The organism is Desulfoluna butyratoxydans, from assembly GCF_900699765.1.
GTDB lineage: Bacteria > Desulfobacterota > Desulfobacteria > Desulfobacterales > Desulfolunaceae > Desulfoluna > Desulfoluna butyratoxydans.
In genome coordinates this window covers 44,207-69,271 of the sequence record NZ_CAADHO010000010.1, presented here as the reverse complement: position 1 = coordinate 69,271, position 25,065 = coordinate 44,207, and the positions used below count along the sequence as shown (strand labels likewise).

Sequence of the window (25,065 nt, the reverse complement as noted above, 5' to 3'; positions counted from 1 at the left end):
CCTGGGGCCCTTATTAAATCGTGTTGAGGTACGTCACAAATTCCGTTGCGCTGACATAGCCGTCGCTACTGGTGTCGATCTCTTTCAAAAACGCGTCAAACTCTTCGCCCAGGTCGTTGTTCTCAATGCCGGTCCCCAGGGCCGTAATCCCTGCTTCAACGGCATCTAAGTCCCCGTTGATCTGAACCATGGGGTCCACACCGTCCCCCAGGGCCAGGCCTGTGATGTCCGCTTCTACAAACCCACCCCCCAGGGCCCGGATGGCCTCTTCGGTGAGGGTCACGTCTTTGTCGCCATCCTTTGAGGAGATCATTTTGCCCATCACCAGCACAATGTCGGTGAATCCGTAGATGGCAAGCTTGACCTTCCCGTCGTCATCGAGGTTGGCCGCCACCCCTCCCACGGAGTCCAGGAGGATGGACTTGGCAAGGTCGATTTCGGATAGCTTGGTTGATATGTCCGCAGCCGTGAGGATGTCGTCCTCCCCGGTCCCCAGCATTTTTCCGATGAGATCGATGCTCCCGTCCCCCGAACCCCCGTCGTCCACCTGCTTCAGGATCTCAAAGGTATCGATGCCTGCGAGACCCGCATGGGCGGATGCAAGGACTTGGAGAACATCGGTCCCCACCATTCCGTCCAGCAGAGAGATCGCTTTGCTGTAATTGCCGTCGTCAATGGCCATCCGCGCTTCTTCCAGCTTCGATTCATGGCTCGATTCATCATCACACCCCACGGTGAAGGCACAAAAAAACAACAGACAGAAAAGCACCATTGCCACGCGCAACGGAGCCGCCGATTTACCGGTGTTCTTTAAGTTCATAGTTCCCCTCAATAACAACTCAAAACGGTTCAACACCAGGGTGACCCGGAGCAGGCGCCCCCCCCTGCCTCGGCACGCAGCAGCGCCCCTGGGGCGCTGTTCTGCCCGCCCGGACAAAGATCCCATCCGGGGAACAGCTCCGGTTGCCGACGATATATTTCCTATTCGTCACACTTAGGAGCATTCTTTAGATATAGAATGGCTAAAAATCGGATTTTAAACGTGGAGTAAACAACAAGGCAGGCAGGTCGTGGAAAGGAAAATGGCGCTCAGCACAAAAAAAGGCCCCGCATGTTTCCATGCGGGGCCCGGATAAGCTATGGTCAGGTATGGGGCTCAGTATTGCGGAGGCTCAAGGCCTCTCAGCCCAAGCATCGTCTCCAGGGATGCCACCCGTTCGTCCATCTCAATGAGATAGGTCTCAAGCATATCGATATACTCTGCAAGCTTGCGTGATATGCGATATTCTTCTTCCTTGGAAGCCAGACGATTCATCCGATCCTCCATCGCTTGTCGTTCTCTTTGGTCCAAACCGGGCATCTCTTCATCCCCCCTTACCTTTTAAAACGATTAAACCTCTGCAGACATGCAAATTACCACTCACCACGCATCATATGAGATATTGAAGGCCCCGTATATAAGTTAATAGCATTAAAAATCCGGGAGAATTCCCCACGCCACCCCGGGCCAGACAACACCAAAGAATTTCAGACAGATCGTGACAATCAACCCCTGTTCCCTCAGCTTGACTCTTGTGGTAATAAAGCCCTCCACACCGATACCCACGCAGCAGAAGCATATAAAGTCATATTCTTCTGCATCTTTAGAAATGTAAAACGTCGTCGGAGTTCACACGCCGCTGATGTGCCCCCTCCCCGGGTCACGCCCGGATATTCCTGTGGACCTTTGCCCTGTGCCTGCACTATGATGTGCCCAACAAATGAACCACCTGCGGGGAGAATTATGCCGTTTATCGCCGATCTTCATATTCATTCTAAGTACTCACGGGCCACATCACGGGACCTTGACCTTGAAACCCTATACCGCCATGCCCGCCTCAAGGGCATCGACCTGCTCGGCACCGGTGATTTTACGCACCCGGCCTGGATGGCCGACATTGAGGAAAAACTTGTTCCCACCGGTGGTGGCCTGTTTACCTTGCGGCCCGACCTGGCCGAGGCATCCGCCGAGGGCCTGTCTCCTTCCGTTTCCGGGGAGCTGCACTACATGCTCTCCGCTGAGATCAGCTGCATCTACAAAAAAGACGGGGCCACCCGAAAAAACCATAACCTCGTTTTTTTCCCGAGCATCGACTCAGCCAAAGCCTTCAACAAAAAACTCGACGCCATCGGAAACATCACCTCGGACGGCCGCCCGATCCTGGGACTCGACGCCCGCGACCTCCTGGAAATCGTCCTTGAAACCGACGATGCCGGCGTTCTGATCCCCGCCCACATCTGGACCCCCTGGTTCTCCATGCTGGGGTCCAAATCCGGTTTTGACTCGGTGTCGGCCTGTTTCGGCGACCTGAGCGACCACATCTTTGCCGGGGAAACCGGGCTCTCCTCAGACCCTCCCATGAACCGGCGGGTCTCCATGCTGGACGGCATCACCCTCATCTCCAACTCCGATGCCCATTCACCAGCCAAGCTGGCCCGAGAAGCCAACCTTTTTGACACGGAGCTCTCCTACGACGCCATCTTCCATGCCCTGAAGGCCGAAGGGAATCCCGGCTTTGAGGGGACCCTGGAATTTTTCCCCGAAGAGGGAAAGTACCACATGGACGGCCACCGCAAATGCGGGGTAAGCCTGGAGCCCCAGGAGTCGGTGGCCCTGGGAGACCTGTGCCCGGTATGCGGCAAACCCCTGACGCTGGGCGTACTGCACCGGGTCCTCGCGCTGGCCGACCGGTCCGAAGAGGAGGCGGAGACCGTCTCCCCCCGCTACCCTGGGTTTGAGAGCCTCATTCCATTAGAGGAAATTCTCTCGGAGATCTTCTCCGTGGGCCCAAAATCCAAAAAGGTCCAGACACAGCTCTCGGGCCTCATCACCAAGCTGGGCCCTGAACTTGCCATTCTGCGGGATCGCTCCCGCGACGAGCTTTCCGAATCAGGGATTCCCCTCCTCGGCGAGGCCATCATGCGGGTCCGACAGCGCCGGGTGGTACTCGAAGGCGGATTCGACGGAGAGTACGGGGTGGTCAAAGTCTTTTCAGAAGACGACAAGGCCGAGCTTCCCGGCCAGACCCTTCTCTTTCAGGTCCCCAAAGCGCCCCCTGCGGATCGCATCCGTGAAGCAGGGCCATCTGCCAAACCGGCGCCACCGGCCGTAAAAAAAAACGACACCGTCCCTGAGCCTCCGGCCGCTCCCGCCAAAGGCCTCAACGCCCTGCAGGATGAAGCCGTGAACCACCCCCCGGGCCCCCTTCTCATCGTGGCAGGGCCGGGGACAGGCAAAACCCACACCATCACCCGGCGCATCGCACGCCTGGTTGAAAACGGCATCGACCCGGACTCCGTCCTTGCCATCACCTTCACCAACCGTGCCGCCGAGGAGATGGCCGAGCGCCTCCGGGGGCTCATCGGCCACCGCATCCCCCTGGCCTGCACCTTCCACGCCCTGGCCCTGGACCTGTTGAACCAACGGGAAAAAATGCCCGTGGCCATCGCCGACGACACCGCCAGAAAGCGGTTGCTGAAAGAGGCGCTCCTTGTCTCCCTGTCTGCGGAAGAGCGTAAAACCATGCGCCCCGGACACCTGAGCAGGCTCATTGAGCGGGCGCGCCAGCAGCTCATCTCGCCGGACGACGACCTCTCCAGGGTCACGGAGATCCATGCCGACCTTTTCCGGCGCTGCTACAGCGCCTACGAACAGCTCCTGAAGCGAAACGGCCTCATGGATTTCGAGGGCCTTATTTTCCGACTTGTCCGGGCCCTGGAAGAAGACACCGATTTCCGGAGCGAACTCACCCGGCGGTTTGCACATATCTTCATCGACGAGTACCAGGACCTGAACCATGCCCAGTACCGCCTCACTCAGCTTCTGGCCCCCCAAGGACACGCCATCTGCGTCATCGGTGACCCGGACCAGGCCATTTACGGATTCCGGGGGTCGTCGGCCCACTACTTCCACCGGTTCCTCTCGGATCAGCCCGACGCAACCCGGATCACCCTGACCCAGAACTACCGATCCAGCAAAACCATCCTGGCGGCGTCGGGAAGCATCCTGGGGGACAAGACAAAAGTCATCTCCGACATCGACGGCGCCAGGCACATCACCATCCTCCCCTGCCGCAGCGGCGAGGAGGAGGCCGTTGCCATCGGGAAACAGGTTGAACAGCTCATCGGGGGCATAGGGTTCCACTCCATGGATTTCGGCGGGGCCACCTGTAACGAGACGGACCTGAGCTTCGGAGACATGGCGATCCTCACCCGCACCCATGCCCACGGCGTGGAAATCGCCGCAAAACTTACGGCAGCCGGAATTCCCTGTGCCGTCACCGCCAAGGGAGGCACCTTCGACCACCCCGTCATGCACCGCTTCATCGCCGCCGTAAAACTTGCCACGGACTGCGGAAGCCTCATGGACCTGGAAACCGCCCTTCCCCTGTTCTCCGGCAAGTCCGTGACCTTCCCCCTCTACCCCCCTGTCTCCAAAGACGGAACCCAGCTGGGTATGGCAGACCTCATCGCCAACCCCTACCTGCTCACCGACACCTGGTGCAGCGACCGGGAGGCGATGGTGGACGCCCTGGGAGCGATCCTGAAGCTTCGGATGGCCTGCGAAAGCCACGCACCGGCCGTGCAGATCCGCTGCCTGCTCGAAAAGCTTCCCGCCGTTGCCGAAGAGCGCCAAAAAGACGAGATGCTGGCAGATGCCTTCACAGCCCTCATGGACCGGGCCGAAGCCTTTGGAACCCGGGGCTCCACAGCCCGGTTTCTCGCCCAGACCGCCCTGGTAAAGGAGCAGGACACCCTTGCCGTCAAGGCCGAGAAAGTGAGCATCCTCACCCTCCACGCATCCAAGGGCCTTGAGTTTCCAGTGGTCTTCATCGCAGGCTGCGAAGCGGGAAACCTTCCCTTTGAACCCGCGTACGGAGAGCCCGGCGACCCCGAGGAAGAGCGCCGCCTCTTTTACGTGGGCATGACCCGGGCCAAAGAGCGCCTCTTCCTTACCCACGCGGCCAGGCGCCTCCGCTTTGGCGAGCCCGTGGAGTGCGCCCCTTCCCCCTACCTGTCCGACATCGAAGAGCACCTGAAACAGAGCCGGCAACGCACCCTCCCCCAAAAAAAGGCCCAGGGCCCGGTGCAGATGTCCCTGTTCTAAACAGCCCCAAAAACGCAAAAAGCCGGGCACCCCTTTCGGGGATGCCCGGCTTCAGCCAAGTCAAATCCGTATGTCCGCCCGTGATCAGACGGCGGCGAGGTCCTTGAAAAGCACCCGTGCGTTGTCGATATCCGCTTCGATCTGGCGGGAGAGTTCGTCGATACCCGAGAATTTCTGCTCGTCTCGCAGCTTCTGGATCATGTTGACCTTGATGGTCTCACCGTAGATGTCACCGGAAAAGTCCAGGATATGGACCTCCACCGTAAAAATATGATCATCGAAGGTGGGGCTGTAGCCGATGTTGGCCACGCCCTGGAACTGCCCCAGACTGCAATCCACGGTGACGGCATACACACCGGAGGCCGGGCAGAGTTCGTCGTTCAGGTTGATATTGGCCGTGGGAAACCCCAGGAGCTTGCCGCCCCGGTCCCGGCCGGAGACCACTTTTCCCCGGACCTGATAAAACCGGCCCAGAAGTTCCGGAGCCCGGTGCACCTCGCCCCGGCTGATGATCTCCCGAATTCGGGTGCTGCTGATACGCTTCTCCCCCAGGTTCACCCACTCCGGGGTGATCACATCGAAATTCATCTCTTCGCCGAACCGTTTCATCAGGGCTATATCCCCTTCGCGTTTGCGTCCGAAATAATAGTCGTTTCCGACAATGATGGCTTTCATCCCCAGCTTGCCGATCAGGAGATCCGTCACGAAGCGCCGAGCATCAATGGAAGAAAATTCTTTGGTAAAAGGCACGGTCACGAGTGCATCCACGCCGCAGGCACCGATGAGCTCGGCCTTCTGCTCATGGATGGTGATAAGCGGCGGATGATCACCGTTGCAGAGAACCCGCTTCGGATGAGGTTCAAAGGTGACCGCCACGCTCCGGCCCCCGATCTGTGCCGCCCTGTCGACGGCCAATGCAAGCAGTGCCTGGTGGCCCTTATGAACCCCGTCGAAGTTACCGATGGTGATCACACTATTTTGGAAGGGATGCTCGATTCCCTCGAATCCTTCGTATAATTCCATGATATTTCAGCATATCTCCATTTTTCAACTTGACTGCGTATAAAAAGAAATTTATAAATTCTTTTGTTGGTAAAATCAATGTTTTTCCCATCTCCTTTTTCCTGGGCCTTTTTTGCAAAAAAGGCTTGATCAAGCCGAAAGGCGCTGCTATAACGCTCTCACAAATTGCCGAAGTGGTGGAATTGGTAGACGCGCTGGTTTCAGGGACCAGTGGGCGCAAGCCCGTGGGAGTTCGAGTCTCCCCTTCGGCACCAAAAGAATTCAAAAGCCTCTGCTTGATAAAGCAGGGGCTTTTTTGATTTGTGCACCAGGAGACGGATCGCCCTTTGCGGGTACGTCAGGGAGCCGCCACGGGTAACACGCGAGTCTCACATGGCATCCGGCATCCCCACGGGAAAGCCGTGCTCCGACCACAAAAAAAAGTCCCCGTACGTGCACAAAAAGGCTTGAACGACGGGCAAAGCGCTGCTATAACGCTTTTCACAAATTGCCGAAGTGGTGGAATTGGTAGACGCGCTAGTTTCAGGGACTAGTGAGAGCAATCTCGTGGGAGTTCGAGTCTCCCCTTCGGCACCAAAAGAATTCAAAAGCCTCTGCATGAACATGCAGGGGCTTTTTTGTTTTCGGCACACACCACACGCACCCTGCGTCAGCCGGAAAGTCCCCGCCCCGGATTTGCCGTTTGCCGTTCCGCATAATGTCATGTATATTTAGGTAATCCTATCCTTGCCGTCTGATGTGGCGCCCTCGCGCCCAACGCATCGCCCAAATGCGCCCATGCCGGCTTCCATACGTCGGCCGCTCCGTTACCCCAAGGACAGAATCAAAACCCATGACACCCTCTGCCCCAAAAACCGGCAAGTCCTTCACCCTCTTTTCCGGGCTGGGACGAACCCTCACAAGCGGATTCCTGCTCTTTGCCCTGGTTCCCCTGACCCTGGTGAGCATTATCGGTTACGACAAAGCCCACCGAAGCCTCAAGGCTTCGACCCAGAAAACCCTTGAAATCGCCGCTGAAATGAAGACGCAGGAGATCAGCACCTATTTCAAGCACATGCTGGCTGAACTCTCCTTCGAAGCCGAAACCCTCGCCAACATCGCCCTGCTCGAGGAGATGGTCTCGGCTTTTCGCCGTTCGGGAAAAGAGCTTACGGATTTCGTCACATCGGACACCTGGGGCGCCATCAGCGCCTCCCTTGGCGAAAACCTCCGCCATGTCAAAGACACCTTCGGCTACCACGACGTTTTTCTTATCAGCCAGGATGGAGACGTCCTCTATACGGTGGCCCAGGAGCCGGACCTCGGCACAAACCTGCTTACCGGCCCATACAAAGCCACCAAACTTGCGGCCTCCTTCAGAAAATGCGTTCAGACCCGAGAGATCGTCTTTTCCGATTACGAGCACTTCGAGCCCTCGGGAAACAGGGTGTGCGGCTTTTTTACCGCCCCGGTCCTGAACCTCGACGGCCAGCGAATAGGCTGCCTCACCTTTCAGTTCTTCATCGACCCCATCAATGCCATCATGCAAAGGGAAACGGGCCTGGGGAACCGGTCCGAGACCTTTCTGGTGGGCTCGGACCTCACCTTGCGGTCCAACTCTGTGCTGGACAGGGAAAAAAGCCTCATCAAGGAAAAGATCCTCACCGACCAGACCGCACCGCTTATGGGGCACCACGATCACGGGGCATCGATCTACACCAGCCATACCGGCAACCAGGTACTGGGCATCCATCGCAGTTTCCTGATCCAGGGAATCGATTTTGGGGTTATCGCAGAAATTGAGGAGACAGAGGCGTTCTCCGGCATTTACGAACTGCGACGGCTGACCCTTTTCCTCATCGGAACAACCGCCGTTTTCGTGATCCTTTTTGCGGTGATCACCGTCCGGCGTATTGCGGGCCCCGTAGCCCATCTCTCCTCGGCTGCCAAGCAGGTGGAGGGCGGGGACTACTCACAGACCATTCACATTTCGTCCAAAAACGAAATCGGGGAGCTGGCCGACGCCTTCAACACCATGATGGACTCCCTGAGAAAAAACAGAGAGACAAACCGCCTGACGGAATGGTTTCAAAAAGGCCAGGTATCCCTAAACACGGAAATACGAGGCATCCAGGGGCTTCCCGACCTTTGCCGGGACATCATCACCTTTCTGGCCACCTACCTGAACATGGACATCGGAGCCATCTACATTGCCGACGATAACAACGACCTGACCCTCACCGGAAGCTATGCCTACGCACCGGCCACGGGCACCATCCGTGAATTCCAGTCCGGCCAGGGACTGGTGGGACAGGCCGCCCTTGAAAAAAGGCGAATCCTGCTGGACCGGATACCGGACGACGGCATGAGAATCCACACCGGCCTGGGCGACATATCGCCCCACGCCATGGCCATCACCCCCTTTGTGCACGACGAAAAAGTCATCGGGGTGACGGTCCTGGGAACCCTGGGGCATTTTTCCGACAGCGTCCTCGAATTTCTCGACCTGGCATCAGAACACATCGCCGTGGCCGTTCACACCCTTCTGTCCCACATCACCGTTCAGAACCTTCTGGAGCAGACCCAGGAGCAGGCAAATGAACTCGCCGCCGGGCAGGACAAGCTGCGCCGGAGCAACGACGCCCTCAGGGCTCAGTCAGAAAAACTCAAGGAACAAAAGAAGAACATCAACACGAAGAACAAAGAACTTGAAGCCGTTCGCAAGGAGCTCGAACAGAAAGCAAAAGACCTGGAGGTCACCTCCAAATACAAATCGGAATTCCTGGCCAACATGAGCCATGAAATCCGAACCCCCATGAACGGCGTCATCGGCATGACCGGTCTCCTGCTGGACACCCGGCTCACCGAGGAACAGCGCCGTTATGCCGAAACCGTCCGAACCAGCGGCGAGTCCCTCCTCTGCCTGATCAACGACATCCTCGACTTTTCCAAAATAGAGGCCGGCAAGCTGGAAATGGAGCAACTGGACTTTGATCTTAACTCCCTGCTGGGAGATTTCGGAGAGCTCATGGCCCTTAAGGCCCATGAAAAAGGCCTGGAATTCATCTGCGCAAGCTCACCTGAAACGCCTTCCTATCTCAGGGGGGATCCCGGGCGCGTGCGCCAGGTGCTCATCAACCTGACGGGCAACGCCATCAAGTTTACCCATGAAGGAGAAGTCGAGGTGCATGCGGACCTCGACTCCCAGACCGACAACACCGCCATGATTCGCTTTACGGTGCGCGATACCGGCATCGGCATCCCTGAAGAGAAGCTGGACTCCCTCTTTGAGCAGTTCACCCAGGTGGACGCATCCACCACGCGCAAATACGGAGGCACCGGCCTGGGCCTTGCCATCTCCAAACAGCTCACAGAGGCCATGGGCGGGGAAATCGGGGTCCGATCAAAGCCGGGCAAGGGAACGGAGTTCTGGTTTACCACGCGGTTCATCAAACAGACGGACCAGAAGCCCCAACAGCTACCCACCACCGACATCCAGGGCACAAAAATCCTTGTGGTGGACGACAACAGGACCAACCGGGACATTATTCATATTCAATTAACCACATGGGGGATGAACCCGGAGGAGGTGGAGGACGGGCCGACTGCATTGGAACGGCTGCAGGAGGCCGTTGACAAGGGGGCCCCCTACCAGCTGGCCATCCTTGACATGCAGATGCCTGAAATGGACGGCGAGATGCTCGGAAAGGCGATTCGATCGAACCCCCGGTTTTCCGAAACACGCCTGATGATGATGACCTCCCTGGGAGAACGGGGCGACAGACGGCGACTCGAAGAGATCGGCTTCTCCGCCTACCTGACAAAACCTGTTCGCCAGTCCGACCTGTTCGACAGCCTGGTCACGGTCCTGGCGGGCAACAAGGACAACACATGGAGGCCTGTGATGACCCGTCAGATCATCCCGGAGATGAAAACCGAAAACGGTCGCATTCTCCTGGCGGAGGACAACGCCATCAACCAGAGAGTGGGCATGGGAATCCTGAAAAAACTAGGCCTTCGGGCCGATGCCGTGGCCAACGGTAAGGAGGCAATCCAGGCCCTTTCATCCATCCCCTACGACCTGGTGCTCATGGACTGCCAGATGCCGGAGATGGATGGCTTTGATGCCACCAGAAAGATTCGCGAATCGGGCTCCACGGCCCTGAACCGCGCCATCCCCATCATCGCCCTGACTGCCAACACCATGGCCGGGGATCGTGAGAAGTGCCTCAATGCAGGTATGAACGACTTCATCTCAAAGCCGTTCTCTCCAAGAGACCTGGCCGAAATCCTCAGCAAATGGCTGCCGACGGAGTCGTGAAAGAAGAACGTTCCCTCAGGCCGCCAACCGCCCCTCCCCGGCGTCGTCAGCCGCCCTGCACGCCCTGCCCGCCGCCACGGCGCGTCCACTCACCATCACCAGCCTCACCCCGAGAAACAACCCGGAGACCGTCAGCCCCGCAATCAGGCTGAGCCAGAACCCGCGTGCCCCCATGGCCGGAACCAGGGCATCGGTCATGGACAGGGTGTAGCCCAGGGGCAGGGTAATGACCCAGTATGCCGTAAAGGTCAGGATAAAGGTCACCTTGGCGTCTTTGTACCCCCGAAGCGCCCCCTGGGACGTGGTCATCACGGAGTCGGAGACCTGATAGAGGGCAGCCAGAAAAAGAAGGTCCACGGCCACGGCCGTGACATCGGGGTCCCGGGTATACACCGCCACGATCTCCCGGGCAAACCCAAGGGTAAAGCTCAAGGTAAAAAGGGACACCACCATGGCCATCATGCACCCGGTGAAACAGGAGTACCTGGCCCCCTCGGGGTCCCGGGCCCCCACCGCGTGCCCGGCCCGGATGGTCAGGGCCATGCCGATGCTCAATGGAATGGAAAACACCAGCCCGGAAAAGTTCAGGGCGACCTGATGGCCGCCCACCACCACGGGCCCCAGCGCCCCCAGAAACAGGGTAATGCAGGCAAAAATGCTGCACTCCATAAAGATGGTCCCGGCAATGGGAAGTCCCAACGCCAGAAGCTCGCCCATACCGGCCGGAGATGGCAGGCTGAACTCGGCAAAGGGTTTACCCTCCCTGCAGGTCTCGCTGGACAAGGTGTAAAGGAGCATCAGCAGGAAAAAAAGCCAGAAGGTGAGCCCGCTGGCCCATCCGCACCCCGCTCCGCCCAGGGCAGGCAGCCCGAATTTCCCGTATATCAGAATATCGTTGGCCACATAGTTAAAGGGCACCGTCAGCAACGAGATGATCATCTGGGGCTTGGTCCTGCCTATGCCTTCGGCGTAGGACTTCAGCACAAAGTACCCGGCAATGGCCGGAAACCCGAAAGAGATCCCTTCAAGATACCCTTTGATAATGGGAACCACCTCATCCGTGGTTTTCATCAAGGCCAGCACAGGGTCCATGTGCCGAATGCCCACAAACAGCAGCAGGGAGAAAAACAGAGCCAGCCACAGCGCCTGGCGAACCACCCGGCCGGACTCCCCTTTCCGGCCCGCGCCGGTCAGCTGAGCCGTGATGGGGGTTACAGCCATCATCAACCCGTTCATGGCGATGATAAAGGGAAAGCACAGGCTGCCGCCCACCGCAGCCCCTGCAAGGGCATTGCTGCTGTAATGCCCTGCCATCATGGTATCAATAAAACCCGCTGCCGCTACGGAAAGCTGGGAGAGGATAATGGGGAGGGCGAGCCTTGCAATGGAGAAGGCTTCCGCCTTCCGGCTTCTTGGGGCTCCATGGGAGTTTGAGGTACGTGCGGGGAGTGTCATAAACATCACAACTAAAATAATGAAGGTTACAGCATGCAACATGCAAAAGGACAAAAACAAAAACACCTTCCGATGCGGAAGGTGCTTTTCATCTGAAACCGGCGGACAAGGCCGACGGGTTATTCAAAGGCAACCAGCGTGACAGCCAATTTCTCCTCAAGGGCTTTGATCTTCATGAGTTCGGCATCGCTGAGGGTGGTTGGCTCGGGATTGGAGCAGGAGTATGCCACCAGGGTTTTGCCGAGATCCCTTTCCAGCGCCTTGATGGCGTCAAGTTTTTTGTCATCCAGTTTTGATGCGCTACAAAACATAACCCCTCCCTATGGATAAAATGTTGGTGTATACCAAAGAATACATAACGGTTAGGCGGATGTAAACCGCCAAAATCCGTCACCCGCTGCCCTTACCTTTTATCAGCCGCCTCGTCTTTGGGGTGGTGCATGGCCAGGTCTTCGAGTTCGATCTGTATGGCCCGTGTGCTGATGGCTATCTCATAAAGAGACACCACAAGTGAAAAAACAAGAAGCAGCAAACTGAGGCCGAAGCTCACCTCCGCCACCAGATCCATCTTAACAAACAGGCAAAACATGGCCACGGCGCAGAGAATAAAGGCAAACACGCCAAGCCCCTGCATCCAGCGAATCAAGGCAATGCGTTTCTTGAGGTTGTTGATCTGCCGGTACACCATCTCCCTCACCTGATCCCCTTCCCGGTCGTGGAGCTGGCGGATCAGCTGCGCAAGGACAAGGAACCTGTTGGTATAGGCGAGAAACAGAAGGGAAATAGCGGGAAACAGCAAAGCTGGCGTGGTCAGGTTCATTGGCACTCCGTGGTATAAGGGGGCATGGCTGTGTCGATGAAACACAACGGCGTTGAGGCAGCATCCCGAAGGGAGATCCACCGACCCTGCCCCTGGAGCCCTCTCCCGGAGCGGCCGGATCATCCGTCCCTCCATATCCCTTTGTGCCAATGGAATCAAGAAGAATCCCCCTTTTCGGGCTCCGCCGTGCGCCGCCCCGGCCTGTGAGGCCCCTGTCTGCCGGGCGTTTTTTACCCCAACGCGTATTTGGTTTAATATCAGACGGGTTACCCTGAAAAGAACCAGATCGGCAAAGCAGGCCAGGGCCACAACAGACAACGCCACCCACCCCTAATGGACCCAATATTTTGAATAATCGTAAAAAAATCATTGACCTTTTCTTTGAGATCGATAAAAATGTCCGCCAGTGTCTCAAAAGGGACGAAGGGTTTCGTTATTTAGGAAGATCCATGTAATGCTTGGCGATACCTGAACATCGAACCAACTTTAAATCATCAAAGTTAAGTAAGGAAAAGTCACTATGGCTAATGGAATCGTAAAATGGTTTAATGACTCAAAAGGTTTTGGTTTCATTGAGCAGGAAGACGGACCCGATGTTTTCGTACATCACTCAGGTATCAACGGCACCGGCTTCAAATCCCTTGAAGAAGGTGCGCGAGTTACATTTGACATCGAGCAGGGCCAGAAAGGTCCCGCCGCAGTTAACGTAACTGTCGTATAGATTTAGCTTATCCAGGGGCGCCCGGCTTTCGAGCCGAGGCGCCCTTTTTTTTTGCTCAAATTTCTCTTCTCCGTCTCCCCCCTGCTCAATTCCCCTGGTTACACGCCACCCAACGGCACCGCATTGACACCCACCCCTCAATTCGGCATAATAAGCCATTGATTTTTCTTTGATCCTGACCGACACCCCCTGTCATCTCACCCTCACAGGATCCTTCCAACTTTCCCCATCCATCCCGGATACAGGACGATACCATGACCGAATTTCCACAAAACCCCTCCACGGTGTTTTACTTTGGAACCTGCCTGTCGGACATGATCTACCCAAAGGCCGGCCTGGCGGGCATCCGCCTTCTTCAACGCGAAGGGGTGGAAGTCATCTACCCCAAAAAACAATCCTGCTGCGGACAGCCTGCCTACAACTCCGGTTTTCCGGATGAGGCACGGGCCGTGGCCCTGGCACAGGTAAAGGCCTTCTCCGGAAGCAACGCCCCCATTGTGGTCCCCTCGGGATCCTGCGCAGGCATGATGCACATCCACTATCCCCTTCTTTTTGAGAACGAACCCGAGTACTTCGAGGTCAAACGTTTTTCCGAACGTATTTTCGAACTCACCTCCTTTTTACGCCACAGCCTCAAGGTCGTCTACACGGACAAGGGCCCTCCCGTCACCCTCACCTGGCACGGCTCCTGCCACGCCAGGAGTGAAATGGCCTGCACCGAAGACAGCAAAGCCCTCATCCGGCAACTGACCAACGTCACCCTGGTGGAGCTGACCAATGAACACGAGTGCTGCGGATTCGGCGGAACGTTTTCCGTAAAACGACCGGAAATCTCGGCTGCCATGGTCAAAGACAAGGTCCGCGACATCCAGGACACAGGCGCCACCGCCTACCTTACCGGAGACTGCGGCTGCATGATGAACATCAGCGGCCACATGGGGACTGTGAAAAAACCGGTCTCCGGGTATCACATTGCAGAATTCATACTGGAGCGAATCCATGGATAAAACCAGAAAATCCACCTTTGCCCAGAAAGCGGCCGGAGCCCTTGCCGATACCCAGTTGCGGGACAACCTGCGGTTTGCCACCCAGAGCCTGAGGCAAAAGCGCATGGCCGTTTTTGACGACCCGGAGGCCACCGAAGCCCTCCGGGATACGGGAAGCCTCCTCAAGGCGGGGACCCTTACCCGGCTGCCCGAGCTCCTGGAACAACTGGAGGCTCGCTGCACGGAAAACGGCATGACCGTGCACTGGGCGGAGACCACGGACGAAGCCAACCGCATCGTCTTGTCCATCATGGAAAAACACGGTGCCCGAAAGGTGGTGAAGGGCAAATCCATGGTCTCCGAAGAGATGCACTTCAACGCTTTTATGAAAGCCCACGGCAAAGAGGCCCTTGAGACCGATCTGGGGGAGTTCATCATCCAGCTGAACAACGAGCCCCCCTCCCACATCATTGTGCCGGCCATCCACAAAAACAGGAAACAGATCGGAAAAATCTTTGCCGACAACATCCCCGGCACCACCTACACCGAAGACACGGACATCCTTTTGGCCACGGCCAGAAGGGTGCTTCGGGAACACTACCGCACGGCGGACATGGGCCTTTCCGGGGTGAACTTTGCCGTGGCCGAAACAGGCACCCTCTGCCTGGTGGAAAACGAAGGCAACGGGCGCATGTGCACCACGGTGCCCCCTGTGCATGTGGCCCTCATGGGTCTTGAAAAGGTGGTGGAGAAACTGGAAGATGTCCCGCCCCTGTACCGCCTCCTCTGTGGTTCGGCCACCGGCCAGCGCATCACCACTTACTTCAACATGATCAAGGGCCCGCGCCGGAAAGGGGAAAAAGACGGCCCCACAGAAGTGCACCTGGTGATCCTGGACAACGGCCGCTCCCGGATGCTTGGGGATCCACAGCTCCGCCGGACCCTGCAGTGCATCCGCTGCGGCACCTGCCTCAACCACTGCCCGGTGTACACACGCATCGGGGGCCATGCCTACGACGCCACCTACCCCGGCCCCATCGGGTCCATCCTCATGCCGCAACTGGCAGGGCTCAAGGCCAAGGGGGATCTGGCCTTTGCCTCTTCCCTCTGCAACGCCTGCAGCGACGTCTGCCCTGTCAAAATCCCCATCCCCGAGCTTTTGCGGCGCATGCGAAACGAGAGCTACCTGAAAAAAGGCACCGGAGTGGTCCCAGGGCATGGAACAAAACGCAACTACCTGGAGTGGGCAGTCTGGAAGGGGTGGCGGTATGCCCACACCGTTCCCCTGCTTCACTGGGCCATGCTGAAAACCCTGGCGATCACCGGGCGCATCCTCCCGAAGGTGGGCCCCCTGAAAACCTGGTCCCGTGTCCGGACAAAGCCCGTCTTTGCCAAAGAGAGCCTCAAAGAGCTGATTCGACAGGAGGGAATACGCCATGAGTAGATCGTCTGCCAGATCCCGGATCCTCTCACGCCTCTACAAAAATGCCGAAGCGGCAGCTTACACCCCCGAGGCGCCGACCTGGAGCCCCCCTGCCCTCAGCCCGGCCAAGCGTATCAACCGCTTTGTGGAGCTCATGGAAGCTGTGCGATCGGAAGTCTACCGCGTCAAAGGGGACGAGTGGGCTCCTGCCCTGCGGAAAATACTGCGCACCCGGGAGATTGCCACCCTGGCCTACGGTCAGGGAACATGGTGCGGGGATATCCTTGAAAAAAGCTGGGAAGAGAAAGCCCACCCCACGGATCTCATCCCCTGGACCCAGGACGTGGAAGAATTTCGCGACGAGCTGTTCGATATCAACGCCGGAATCACCACGACCATGGGGGGCATCGCCGAGGCCGCCGCCCTGATCCTCTGGCCCACGCCCCAGGAACCACGCCTTCTCTCCCTGGTTCCTCCGGTTCATATCGCCCTGGTCAAGGCCAAAGAGATTTTCACCTCGTTTCCCGAGGCCATCAAAAAACTGAACTGGTCCAAAAAGGCCCCCACCAACAGCCTGCTTATCTCCGGACCTTCCAAGACGGCGGACATCGAGCTCATCCTCCAGTTCGGTGTGCACGGGCCCACGGACCTCATTGTCTTTGTCATTGATTAGCCCTCTAAGAACCCGGTATTCCAAAAACAAAAGGCCGCAGCATCCACGGATGCTGCGGCCCGTTTTTTATCCATAACCCCTGTTTAAAAAATCGCGTGGTGACATGACAACCCTGCTGCCATTCACCGTCCCTCAATGGGTTTTCTTAAAAGGTATACACAAGACCGGTGGATATCATGGTCGCACCGTCCATCCTGCCGCTGACATCAAAATACTCCACCTCAGCCCGTATACCGAAGCTGCCAAGGTTAATGGCCGCTCCAATCCCACCGGCCGCATCAAACCCATCGTCACCGCCGTGGAGGAGATCGCCGCCGGAAAAATCGGCATCCCAGACAAAACCACCCAGCTTGGCGAAGACGTCAACGGGCCCCAGCCCAAAAATCAGCATCCCGAACAGGTCAAAGCCATCCAGCTCGACATCGCCATTCCTGCCCTGGGTATCGCCATCGGGGTTGCCGAAGTTGACATACCCCCCTTCAACACCCAGGAGGCCCCACTTCAGCCCACCAAAAATCTTGTACCCCAGATCGCTCTCTTCAAACTCGCCCTTTGTGGCATCATCAAAATCAAAATCCGCCCCCACCTCGGCGTAGGCGAGACTTGCGCCGATGAAAAAGCCGTCGTCTCCGGCGACAGCGGCCTGGGGCAAGGCAAAAAGAGCAAGACATACCATAACCACGAGTGCACTGATTCGCTGTTTCATCGTTCTTTTCTCCTTTGATATTTTCTGTTTAAGATCTGATATGGTGACGCATGACGATGCACATCGGCCCTTCCCCCGGTTAGAAACCAAAGAACCACCTTGCCGCCCTTTCAGAGCCATATGACCCCACATATCGCACAACGATTCGACGTCGCGTTGCACGCTCTCTGTTTCACGTTCGTAATCGGTAAGGTAAGAATGATATGGAGAGAGGCGAGATCACCCCGTGTGGCGACGGTACCCCATGCACCACAGGAAATCCCGGGAATTGACCCGAACAGAATATTATCACCATCAACCTGTCATTTAAAGCACTTATCTTATTTTCGCAGATAATTCGCCACCACATCCACAGGATGAACGCCCTTCATGCTATGGGAACCCGCGGTTAACCGGGGATAAATGACGGTTCCTTGACCTCTTTCATGCAGACAGCCCCTTCCGGGCACCCCATGGCGCACTGCCCGCACCCCATGCATTTTTCCTGATCTACCATGGCATGCTCCCCTTCTGTAATAACGATCGCATTGAAGCAGCATCGGTCCACGCAGGTTCCGCAGGCCGTGCACAGCGCCCCATCAACCTGGGCCTGATACCGGCTGGGATCACAAAGGGAGACATCGTCTGAGATCATCATGGAAAAGGACTGACAGCAGCAACCACAGCAATTGCAGATAAAATGTCCCACATCCGAGGTGTTCATTGCCACATGGACCAGTCCTGCCCGGGCACACTCATCGATGATCCGGCGGGCTTCTTCTTTATCGATTTCACGGCCCGATCCCCTCTCCAACGCATACGCCGCACTCCGGCCAATCTGGAGGCAGACCTCAATGGGGGCGTCACACTTCTGCATGGTCAGGCGACAGGTGCATTTGGTGACGGCAATCTGTTCTGCGCTGTCCACGATTTCCAACAGATTTTCCGATGTCAACACGGTGCTTTCAACCGGAGAAAGGGCTTCATTGACGGGAATCACCCGGGTATACGGCTTGGGCAGAAACCCTGCGAGCTGGGGCGCAAGGACGGGCCACTCGGTTTCCATATAGGCTTGCCAGCATCGGAGAAAGGCCTCTGTGGCTTCGGGCCAGACAATGCTCGCATCATGGAACTGGGCAATGTGCATGGGGGCACGCCAGCGTGTCGGCTGCCCCGGCTTCTCCCTCTTAAAGGCAAGCCCTTTGCGGAACATGTCTTTCAAATCGTCTTCAATGTCTGCTTCCGGACGCCCCGTTTCCGCAGACAGCTCCGCCGTCGTGCCCGGAAGGGCCACCAGGAGGTCGGCCTGCAGATCAGTAATCATGCTTTTTAAAATCTGTGGAATATAGACAGAGTCCGGGTGCAGCATGTTGGCGGCAAAGCGTTGATACGATGTGGTTTCGGTCATGTGCTATGCTCCTTTTGGGATTTTTCCTGCCCACCTTCAGGGATTTTTCGCATCATATCACCGAACAGAAGCATTTGAAACATCATGTAAATTTGGAGATATGCCGTTACTCTCCGGGCCATCAATGCGGATCCGAGCCAACCTGGGATTTCGTGCCCGAAGCCAGCCCCTTCAGTATTAAAATTGACGTCCGCGCACCGCAGAGGATAAGCTGAGGCTTCACGGAGGCAGGCACGCAGCACCATGTGACGAATCATGAGATAAAGCAGAAAACCCGAGCAACACACATGAAACCCCTTACACAGCAAAGGATGGACACAGTGGGCTTGATCAAAAAAATACTGGGCATTTGCGAAACAGGCTTACCGGCAGACCCCGAAGCATGGACACAAAGCGGCTCCCTGCTGACCCTGGACCTGTTGAAGCTTCCTGAACTGCAGGAACACGGAGGGGCAATTCGGCTGGAGGGAAAGGGCCTTGATAAACGGGTCTTTGTGATCCGCGGAGAAGGAGATGCCTACCACGCCATGGAGAACAAATGCACCCACATGGGACGACGGCTCGACCCTGGAAGCAGTCCGGGAACCGTGACGTGTTGCAGTGTTTCAGGCTCGACCTTCGACTGCTCCGGCAGCCCGGTGGCAGGGGCCGCCAAACGCCCGGTTCATCATTTTGCCGTCGAAACCAGGGACCATTTCCTGGTGATAGACATGGCCTCTTAGCCCCGATATTTCATAAACGTAACTATTCAGATCAATAAAGCCTCCGGCGGCCCTGCCGGGGGCCAAACTTTTAAAACGTTTGATAAACAGGTCTCAAGGAATCATTCACAGGCTCCGCCGAAACAATTCCGACATTTTCGCACCCGTGCTTCGTTTTGATCGCCCTTCGGGAGAGCCGAGTTGGGTCGCCGTCCCCCTTTCCGGCCAGGCCAGGCCGTACCACGCAAAAAAACCACAGCATCCCCCATGCTGTGGTTTTTGCATTTTCCGAGACAGAAGCGGCAGCCTGGTCTCCTGATCAGACCGGAACTTACCCTTCCGACAGAACAAAACCACCGCCTGTTTTCTCAACCCCGCACGAACGATATCACGGTTCCCTGATGGTCAATCAGATCTCACATTTGAGACCGATATCGTACTTTTCGTCATCCCCGGATCCGATTTTATGGCACCATGCCACCGTGCATTTGTTGGTGGAAGGAAAGTTCACCGTTTTGATGAACACTTCGGTTCCGGGCTCCATGGGCGTGTCGGACTCAAAGCACATGCCGTCTTCACTGAAGTTGCACATCATGGCATCATGGTAGTGATCGGCAGCCCCATCGGTGAACACAACCTGGGTATCAAACTCATTGCGTTCTTCGTGTCGTTTCTCCTTTGATTCGTTCATGGTCTCCCCCTTTCCCCTAACGAGGGTAAAGCATTCATGCCCTTTTAAATGGACGGTACCCTGTGTCCCCGTCCCAGGGCCCGGAAGCGTCACGGGCCGGAAAAGGGCCTGCCCTGCCGGTGATCATCGGATATCTGCCGCCGCCATGATCTCCGGCACAAGCTCTTCCTTACCGATCGCCATGATATGCACACCGTCACACACCTTCTCGTCACGGACCTGCCTGATCATGCGACCGGCAATCTCTATCCCCTTTTTCAGCGCCCCGCCCTTGGGGGCTGAGGCCATCTCGTCAACCAGCTCCGGCGGAACGTACACCCCTGCAATGTTGGCGTTCATAAACCGGGCCATGGGAGCCGATGTCAGCAGGATGATCCCTGCCAGCACCTTGACCGGAAACTGCCTTGCGTAACCCATAAACGAGGCGAACTTCTCCATGTCGAACACGGCCTGGGTCTGGATGAATTCCGCCCCGGCCTCAATCTTCTTCTCAAACTTAATCAGCTGTGGTTCAAGGGGATTTGCCTCAGGAGTCACGATTGCACCGGCACAAAAGGAGATGCCGCCTTCCAGTTCGCTTCCCCCTAAATCTTTCCCGCTTTCCAGCATCCTCACCGCCATGACAAGCTGGCTCGAATCAAGATCAAACACCCCCTTTGCCTCCTTGTGATCGCCCAGCATCACCGAATCGCCGGTGAGGCAGAGGACGTTGTTGATGCCCCTGCTGTGGGCGAACAACAGATCGGCCTGGAGCGCAAGACGGTTGCGGTCCCGGCACGTCATCTGCAGGATCGGCTCCCCCCCCATCTCCTTGACGAGCAGGGCCGCCCCCAGGGACGGAAAGCGCATCACCGAGCTTTGATGATCGGTGAGGTTCATGGCATCCACCTTATCCTTCAAGAGCTCCACATGGTGAGCCATCGCCTCCAGGTTTGTCCCCTTGGGCGGTGCCACCTCGCAGGTAACGACAAATTTTCCCGAATCGAGTGCTTGTTTGAATAAGGAAGCCATAATGCGTCTTTCCCCATTGAAATGTTACGGGTTCGCGAATGTTCCATGGGCTCGTTCCTCGCCCATTGCGCATTCGCAATAGGATTTCCAGGTGCCCCCACCTGGCTTTTTGACTTTTTCTCTGAGCCCTCAACCTTACTCAAAAGGCAGCCTGGATTTGCCGGGGGACGGCTCCCCGAGGCAGTTCCTGGGTTGCTGCAGCTTTCTCATCAGATCAAGCCTTCCAAGCTCTTTCAGCCGGTTGTAGATAAGTGTCCAGGCGCATGCCTTCTCCTTGTCGATCTCGCATTTACCGTTATCGGTCCCGCCACACGGTCCGTTGACCAGCCCCTTGTGACAGGCCGTCACCGGGCAGATCCCACCGGTCTCGCCGATGATGCAGGTCCCGCACTGGGTGCAGATTTCGTTGTATTCTCCGGGGGTCGTCTCTTTCCCCATAAAGAGGGTATCCAGCGCCGGGACCACCATGGCCTTGAGCTGCCTTGCGATGGTTTGGACCCCGAAGGCACAGGACATGACAAGGAGGGCATCGGCCTGAGAAATGCTTTTGCCATGGTCGGCAAGGATCTCCCCTGTCAGGTGGTCACAGGCCACGGGCACCACCGTATGGCCGGTGATCAGTTTGCCTGCTCCGGACAACCGCTCCTCCATGGCACGAACCTCGGGCTCGCCGCCGGTGCGGGTAAGGGTGGTGCAGGTGCCGCAGCCGATGATAAAGACCCTGGCACACCCCTCCAGAAGCCGGTCAATCTCCTCTTCGGTTTTTTGTCGTGTAATGGCCCGGATCATATTATTTCTTCTCCTTTTCAAGGTCGCACCGGAGGCATCTCACGGCCTCTCGAACGGCCTCCTCTTCCGTAAACCCCTTCTCCACTTCACGAAAATCCCGGATGCGATCGCACGGATCCTCATGCCTTGTGCACACCCTCGGGGTGTCCCCCTCTTTGTCACTTTCCAAGGCCAGACCGGCCTCCACCGCCATGTCCGTCTTTTCGTCTTCTATCTCGATGCGGCCTTCCTGCCCTTTCAGGTACCTGTCCATGGCGATGGCAGCCCTGCGCCCCGATGCCACGGCCCGGATCACAAAGGTGGGGCCTGAGGTAAAATCCCCCCCGGCAAACACCCCGGGGATATTGGTGGAAAGACTGTTCTCGTCCACCACAAGGCTTCCCCAGAGCTCCCTTTCAAGTTGACTGTCCTCTGAAATAAAGGAGGTGTCCGGGGCCTGGCCGATGGAAATGACCACATGGTCCGCATCGATGACCTGCCGATCCGACTCATCGCTTTTCGGGTTAAAGCGCCCCTCTTGATCAAAGACCGAAACACACCGGACAAATTCGATCCCGGTCACCTTTTCGTTGTCGTGGATGATCCGTTTGGGCACCCACCTCGAGTTGATCACAACCCCCTCCTCCAGGGCCTCGGCCACCTCCTTTTCCCAGGCGGGCATCATGTCCCGGTCTTCCATGCAGAAGAGATGAACATGGGCGGCGCCTGTCCGCAGGGCCGTCCTGGCAACATCCACGGCAACATTCCCGCCGCCGATGACCACGGTCTTGCCGTCAAAACCCCTCACCTTTCCCTGCCGCACATCACACAGATACCCGAGGCCGTAATGGAGCCCAGCCAGATCCTTCTCCTCGCCCGGAATTCCCATGCGCTTGCTGGTCTGGGCTCCGGCGGCGATAAAAACGGCGTCGTACCCCTCAGCCATTAAATCATCCACGGTGTGCCGCGAGTCCACCGGCGTGTTGTACCGGATCTCAACGCCACAGGCTTCGATATACCGGACTTCCGCGTCGATGACTTCAGGCGGCAGCCTGAACTCCGGAAGGGCAATGCTGAGCATTCCCCCGGCCTTTGGCTGGGCTTCAAAGACCGTGACCCCGTATCCGGCCTTTCGGAGAAAATAGGCGCAGGAGAGGCCGGACGGGCCAGCCCCCACCACGGCGACCTTTTGGGTCTGGGTAAGGGGAAAGGGGCTTGCCGGAAGCCCGATGTTCTTAAAATACCAGTCTGAGGCAAACCGCTTGAGGGAGCGGATCGCCACCGGATCGTCGAGCTCTCCCCGCCTGCACTTGGTCTCGCAGGGGTGGATGCACACCCTGCCGCACACCGCCGGGAAGGGGTTTCGCTCCCGAATAATGTCCACGGCCTTCTGGTACTCCCCTTTGGCGATGGCAGCCACGTAGTTCGGAACGTCGATACCCGCCGGGCAGGCGTGCTGGCACGGAGAGATCACGATCTCATCGCAGGTGGCACCGGCGCACCGGTGCTCCAGAATATGGTCCCTGTACTCCGCCTCGAAATACTTCAGGGTGGAGAGCGCCGGTTTTGCACAGGCCTGCCCCAGGCCGCACAGGGAGGTCTCCGTCACGGTGGCGCCGATCTCCCGGATGGTGTCCAGGTCTCGAAGCTGCCCCTTTTTCCGGGTGATCCGCGTCAGTATGTTAAGAAGCTGGGTGGTCCCCAGGCGGCAGGGCGCACACTTCCCGCACGACTCGGACTGGGTGAACCCAAGGAAAAACCGGGCGATTTCCACCATGCAGTTGTTCTCGTCCATCACCACCATGCCGCCGGATCCCATGATGGCGCCCAGCCGTGAAATCGTCTCGTAATCGACGGGTGTGTTGATGAGCTGCGCGGGGATGCACCCCCCTGCCGGACCGCCCATCTGGACCGCCTTGAAAGACCTCCCCTTGGGAATCCCGCCGCCGATACCGAAAACGATGTCATGGATGCTGGTGCCGAAGGGGACCTCTACCAGCCCGGTGTTGTTGACCTTCCCTGCCAGGGAGAAGATTTTGGTGCCCCCGCTTTCTTCCGTCCCCACCTCGGTGTACCAGGCCGCCCCGTTGTTGATGATCAACGGGACGTTGGCCAGGGTCTCCACGTTGTTGATATTGGACGGTTTCCTGTCCAGCCCCTCCTGGGCCGGGAACGGAGGCCTGGGGTTGGGCATGCCCCGCCTCCCCTCGATGGAGGCCATGAGGGCGGTCTCTTCCCCGCACACAAAGGCGCCGGCCCCCTTCTTCAGTGAGAGGTCAAAACAAAAACCTGTTCCGAGAATGTTTTCCCCGACAAGCCCCAAAGCCTCCAACTGACGGATGGCAATGGAGAGGTGCTCCACGGCAATGGGGTACTCTTCCCGTACATAGATCACCCCGTGCTCGGCTCCCATGGAATAGGCACCGATCATGAGACCTTCAATGACAGAGTGCGGATCCCCCTCAAGCATGGCCCTGTCCATAAAGGCCCCGGGGTCGCCCTCGTCCGCATTGCAGATGACGTACTTGGGCGATCCCGCGGCTTTTCTTGTATACGCCCACTTAAGGCCCGTGGAGTAACCGGCCCCGCCACGCCCCTTAAGCCTGGCTGCCGTCACCTCGTCGATGACCTCGTCCGGGGACATGGTGCCGAGCACCTTGGCCAGGGCACGATACCCGCCGGAGGCGATATAGTGCTCCACCTTTGTGGGGTCGATCTTCCCGCAGTTTGCCAGGACGCGCCGCACCTGCTTTTTGTAAAAAGGAATCCTGTCCTTATAGAATATCGGCTGATTGGTTGTGATGTCCCGGTAGGCGAGCCTGTCCACCAGCCTGTTTGACTTGATCGTCTCCGATACGATATCTGACGCGTCTTCGGGTGTGACCTCCTGGTACTGAATCCCCATGGGTTCGATGGCAACCACAGGCGCCTTGGCGCAAAAGCCGTGGCAGCCTGTGGAGCGAACCTCCACACGCCCCGAAAGGCCCTGCCTCTCCACCTCGTCACCGATGGACGCGAGAACCTCCTTTGCCCCGTAAGCCCTGCACCCTGTCATGCAGACCAACACCGTGGTTTTCTCATCACCACTGCCCACACGGAGCGTGTTCCTGAGCCATTCAAGCTGCCCTATAGAAAAGAGTTTTTTCATATGACGTCCACTCCAAGGCTCGCACATGCTCTGAGCCCTCGTTCCTCGGGCACTTCACATGTGCTAACGGGCTGGGCCCGTGGTTCAACAGCACGACAGGTTATCC

Annotated in this window: 19 protein-coding genes and 2 tRNA genes; 9 read left to right on the top strand and 12 right to left on the bottom strand. The window is 57.5% G+C overall.

All coding sequences use genetic code 11. The features are described 5' to 3' along the window. Window positions 1–13 precede the first annotated feature (13 nt). Together MSL71_RS21440 and MSL71_RS21435 are read right to left on the bottom strand one after the other, a co-directional pair. Window positions 14–820 (bottom strand): hypothetical protein, encoded by an 807-nt coding sequence (locus tag MSL71_RS21440; RefSeq protein WP_180144672.1) that lies wholly within the window; start codon window positions 818–820, stop codon window positions 14–16. A 336-nt stretch (window positions 821–1,156) separates the two neighbouring features. Continuing rightward, on the bottom strand, window positions 1,157–1,315 hold the full coding sequence (locus MSL71_RS21435) for a hypothetical protein (protein ID WP_180144669.1): 159 nt from the start codon (window positions 1,313–1,315) through the stop codon (window positions 1,157–1,159). A gap of 468 nt (window positions 1,316–1,783) precedes the next feature. Here MSL71_RS21435 and MSL71_RS21430 point away from each other — a divergent pair, with 468 nt between their 5' ends. Continuing rightward, window positions 1,784–5,146, top strand: a complete 3,363-nt coding sequence (locus MSL71_RS21430; RefSeq protein ID WP_180144666.1) for a UvrD-helicase domain-containing protein — start codon at window positions 1,784–1,786, stop codon at window positions 5,144–5,146. 84 nt (window positions 5,147–5,230) lie between these two features. Here the strand turns inward: MSL71_RS21430 and MSL71_RS21425 are convergent, their stop codons facing one another. After that, on the bottom strand, window positions 5,231–6,169 hold the full coding sequence (locus MSL71_RS21425) for a bifunctional riboflavin kinase/FAD synthetase (protein ID WP_180144663.1): 939 nt from the start codon (window positions 6,167–6,169) through the stop codon (window positions 5,231–5,233). A 167-nt stretch (window positions 6,170–6,336) separates the two neighbouring features. Here MSL71_RS21425 and MSL71_RS21420 point away from each other — a divergent pair. The 3 genes from MSL71_RS21420 (at window position 6,337) to MSL71_RS21410 (ending at window position 10,469) form a co-directional block, all read left to right on the top strand. Further along, a tRNA-Leu gene (locus MSL71_RS21420) sits at window positions 6,337–6,423 on the top strand. 235 nt (window positions 6,424–6,658) lie between these two features. Further along, a tRNA-Leu gene (locus MSL71_RS21415) sits at window positions 6,659–6,745 on the top strand. A gap of 256 nt (window positions 6,746–7,001) precedes the next feature. Continuing rightward, window positions 7,002–10,469, top strand: coding sequence for a response regulator (locus MSL71_RS21410; protein ID WP_180144660.1), 3,468 nt, complete (start codon window positions 7,002–7,004; stop codon window positions 10,467–10,469). Window positions 10,470–10,484: 15 nt separating this feature from the next. Here MSL71_RS21410 and MSL71_RS21405 read toward each other — a convergent pair whose 3' ends face one another. The 3 genes from MSL71_RS21405 to MSL71_RS21395 form a co-directional block, all read right to left on the bottom strand. Then, window positions 10,485–11,924: an MATE family efflux transporter gene (locus MSL71_RS21405; protein ID WP_180144657.1), complete on the bottom strand. Its 1,440-nt coding sequence runs from the start codon at window positions 11,922–11,924 to the stop codon at window positions 10,485–10,487. 119 nt (window positions 11,925–12,043) lie between these two features. Next, window positions 12,044–12,235, bottom strand: a complete 192-nt coding sequence (locus tag MSL71_RS21400; RefSeq protein ID WP_180144655.1) for a hypothetical protein — start codon at window positions 12,233–12,235, stop codon at window positions 12,044–12,046. Between the two features lie 92 nt (window positions 12,236–12,327). Beyond that, window positions 12,328–12,744, bottom strand: a complete 417-nt coding sequence (locus tag MSL71_RS21395; RefSeq protein WP_180144653.1) for a DUF2721 domain-containing protein — start codon at window positions 12,742–12,744, stop codon at window positions 12,328–12,330. 520 nt (window positions 12,745–13,264) lie between these two features. Here MSL71_RS21395 and MSL71_RS21390 point away from each other — a divergent pair. The 4 genes from MSL71_RS21390 to MSL71_RS21375 all read left to right on the top strand — a co-directional run bounded on the left by MSL71_RS21390 (window position 13,265) and on the right by MSL71_RS21375 (window position 16,547). Further along, a complete protein-coding gene (locus MSL71_RS21390) occupies window positions 13,265–13,465 on the top strand; it encodes a cold-shock protein (protein WP_180144650.1) in 201 nt (66 codons plus the stop codon). Between the two features lie 254 nt (window positions 13,466–13,719). Continuing rightward, on the top strand, window positions 13,720–14,472 hold the full coding sequence (locus tag MSL71_RS21385; protein WP_180144646.1) for a (Fe-S)-binding protein: 753 nt from the start codon (window positions 13,720–13,722) through the stop codon (window positions 14,470–14,472). Beyond that, a complete protein-coding gene (locus tag MSL71_RS21380) occupies window positions 14,465–15,895 on the top strand; it encodes a LutB/LldF family L-lactate oxidation iron-sulfur protein (protein ID WP_180144643.1) in 1,431 nt (476 codons plus the stop codon). Before MSL71_RS21385 ends, MSL71_RS21380 begins: the two co-directional genes overlap by 8 nt. Next, a complete protein-coding gene (locus MSL71_RS21375) occupies window positions 15,888–16,547 on the top strand; it encodes a LutC/YkgG family protein (protein WP_180144640.1) in 660 nt (219 codons plus the stop codon). Before MSL71_RS21380 ends, MSL71_RS21375 begins: the two co-directional genes overlap by 8 nt. Before the next feature lie 145 nt (window positions 16,548–16,692). Here the strand turns inward: MSL71_RS21375 and MSL71_RS21370 are convergent, their stop codons facing one another. Beyond that, entirely contained in the window at window positions 16,693–17,253 is a 561-nt protein-coding gene (locus MSL71_RS21370) for an outer membrane beta-barrel protein (RefSeq protein WP_180144638.1), read from the bottom strand. A 388-nt stretch (window positions 17,254–17,641) separates the two neighbouring features. Next, window positions 17,642–18,640 (bottom strand): 4Fe-4S dicluster domain-containing protein, encoded by a 999-nt coding sequence (locus MSL71_RS21365; RefSeq protein ID WP_180144635.1) that lies wholly within the window; start codon window positions 18,638–18,640, stop codon window positions 17,642–17,644. Window positions 18,641–18,960: 320 nt separating this feature from the next. Here MSL71_RS21365 and MSL71_RS21360 point away from each other — a divergent pair, with 320 nt between their 5' ends. Beyond that, window positions 18,961–19,362 carry a Rieske (2Fe-2S) protein gene (locus MSL71_RS21360; RefSeq protein ID WP_180144633.1) on the top strand — a complete coding sequence of 134 codons (402 nt, stop codon included), beginning with the start codon at window positions 18,961–18,963 and terminating at the stop codon, window positions 19,360–19,362. Between the two features lie 388 nt (window positions 19,363–19,750). On the opposite strand, the gene MSL71_RS21355 is transcribed toward MSL71_RS21360, so the two are convergent. The 4 genes from MSL71_RS21355 to MSL71_RS21340 all read right to left on the bottom strand — a co-directional run bounded on the left by MSL71_RS21355 (window position 19,751) and on the right by MSL71_RS21340 (window position 24,959). Continuing rightward, window positions 19,751–20,032, bottom strand: a complete 282-nt coding sequence (locus tag MSL71_RS21355) for a PilZ domain-containing protein (protein ID WP_180144630.1) — start codon at window positions 20,030–20,032, stop codon at window positions 19,751–19,753. 123 nt (window positions 20,033–20,155) lie between these two features. Beyond that, a complete protein-coding gene (locus tag MSL71_RS21350; RefSeq protein ID WP_180144626.1) occupies window positions 20,156–21,043 on the bottom strand; it encodes a methylenetetrahydrofolate reductase in 888 nt (295 codons plus the stop codon). A 135-nt stretch (window positions 21,044–21,178) separates the two neighbouring features. Next, window positions 21,179–21,832, bottom strand: a complete 654-nt coding sequence (locus MSL71_RS21345) for a methylenetetrahydrofolate reductase C-terminal domain-containing protein (RefSeq protein WP_180144623.1) — start codon at window positions 21,830–21,832, stop codon at window positions 21,179–21,181. A gap of 1 nt (window position 21,833) precedes the next feature. Continuing rightward, complete coding sequence (locus MSL71_RS21340; protein WP_180144620.1) at window positions 21,834–24,959, bottom strand: FAD-dependent oxidoreductase; 3,126 nt, start codon at window positions 24,957–24,959, stop codon at window positions 21,834–21,836. Window positions 24,960–25,065: the final 106 nt, after the last annotated feature.

Excerpts from the sequence above, each read along its gene's own strand:
- MSL71_RS21395 (WP_180144653.1), bottom strand. The coding sequence starts at position 12,744 with ATGAACCTGACCACGCCAGCTTTGCTGTTTCCCGCTATTTCCCTTCTG.
- MSL71_RS21405 (WP_180144657.1), bottom strand. The coding sequence starts at position 11,924 with ATGACACTCCCCGCACGTACCTCAAACTCCCATGGAGCCCCAAGAAGC.
- MSL71_RS21400 (WP_180144655.1), bottom strand. The coding sequence starts at position 12,235 with ATGTTTTGTAGCGCATCAAAACTGGATGACAAAAAACTTGACGCCATC.
- MSL71_RS21410 (WP_180144660.1), top strand. The coding sequence starts at position 7,002 with ATGACACCCTCTGCCCCAAAAACCGGCAAGTCCTTCACCCTCTTTTCC.
- MSL71_RS21375 (WP_180144640.1), top strand. The coding sequence starts at position 15,888 with ATGAGTAGATCGTCTGCCAGATCCCGGATCCTCTCACGCCTCTACAAA.
- MSL71_RS21430 (WP_180144666.1), top strand. The coding sequence starts at position 1,784 with ATGCCGTTTATCGCCGATCTTCATATTCATTCTAAGTACTCACGGGCC.
- MSL71_RS21355 (WP_180144630.1), bottom strand. The coding sequence starts at position 20,032 with ATGAACGAATCAAAGGAGAAACGACACGAAGAACGCAATGAGTTTGAT.
- MSL71_RS21385 (WP_180144646.1), top strand. The coding sequence starts at position 13,720 with ATGACCGAATTTCCACAAAACCCCTCCACGGTGTTTTACTTTGGAACC.
- MSL71_RS21435 (WP_180144669.1), bottom strand. The coding sequence starts at position 1,315 with ATGAATCGTCTGGCTTCCAAGGAAGAAGAATATCGCATATCACGCAAG.
- MSL71_RS21380 (WP_180144643.1), top strand. The coding sequence starts at position 14,465 with ATGGATAAAACCAGAAAATCCACCTTTGCCCAGAAAGCGGCCGGAGCC.
- MSL71_RS21365 (WP_180144635.1), bottom strand. The coding sequence starts at position 18,640 with ATGACCGAAACCACATCGTATCAACGCTTTGCCGCCAACATGCTGCAC.
- MSL71_RS21345 (WP_180144623.1), bottom strand. The coding sequence starts at position 21,832 with ATGATCCGGGCCATTACACGACAAAAAACCGAAGAGGAGATTGACCGG.
- MSL71_RS21390 (WP_180144650.1), top strand. The coding sequence starts at position 13,265 with ATGGCTAATGGAATCGTAAAATGGTTTAATGACTCAAAAGGTTTTGGT.
- MSL71_RS21340 (WP_180144620.1), bottom strand. The coding sequence starts at position 24,959 with ATGAAAAAACTCTTTTCTATAGGGCAGCTTGAATGGCTCAGGAACACG.
- MSL71_RS21440 (WP_180144672.1), bottom strand. The coding sequence starts at position 820 with ATGAACTTAAAGAACACCGGTAAATCGGCGGCTCCGTTGCGCGTGGCA.
- MSL71_RS21350 (WP_180144626.1), bottom strand. The coding sequence starts at position 21,043 with ATGGCTTCCTTATTCAAACAAGCACTCGATTCGGGAAAATTTGTCGTT.
- MSL71_RS21425 (WP_180144663.1), bottom strand. The coding sequence starts at position 6,169 with ATGGAATTATACGAAGGATTCGAGGGAATCGAGCATCCCTTCCAAAAT.
- MSL71_RS21370 (WP_180144638.1), bottom strand. The coding sequence starts at position 17,253 with ATGAAACAGCGAATCAGTGCACTCGTGGTTATGGTATGTCTTGCTCTT.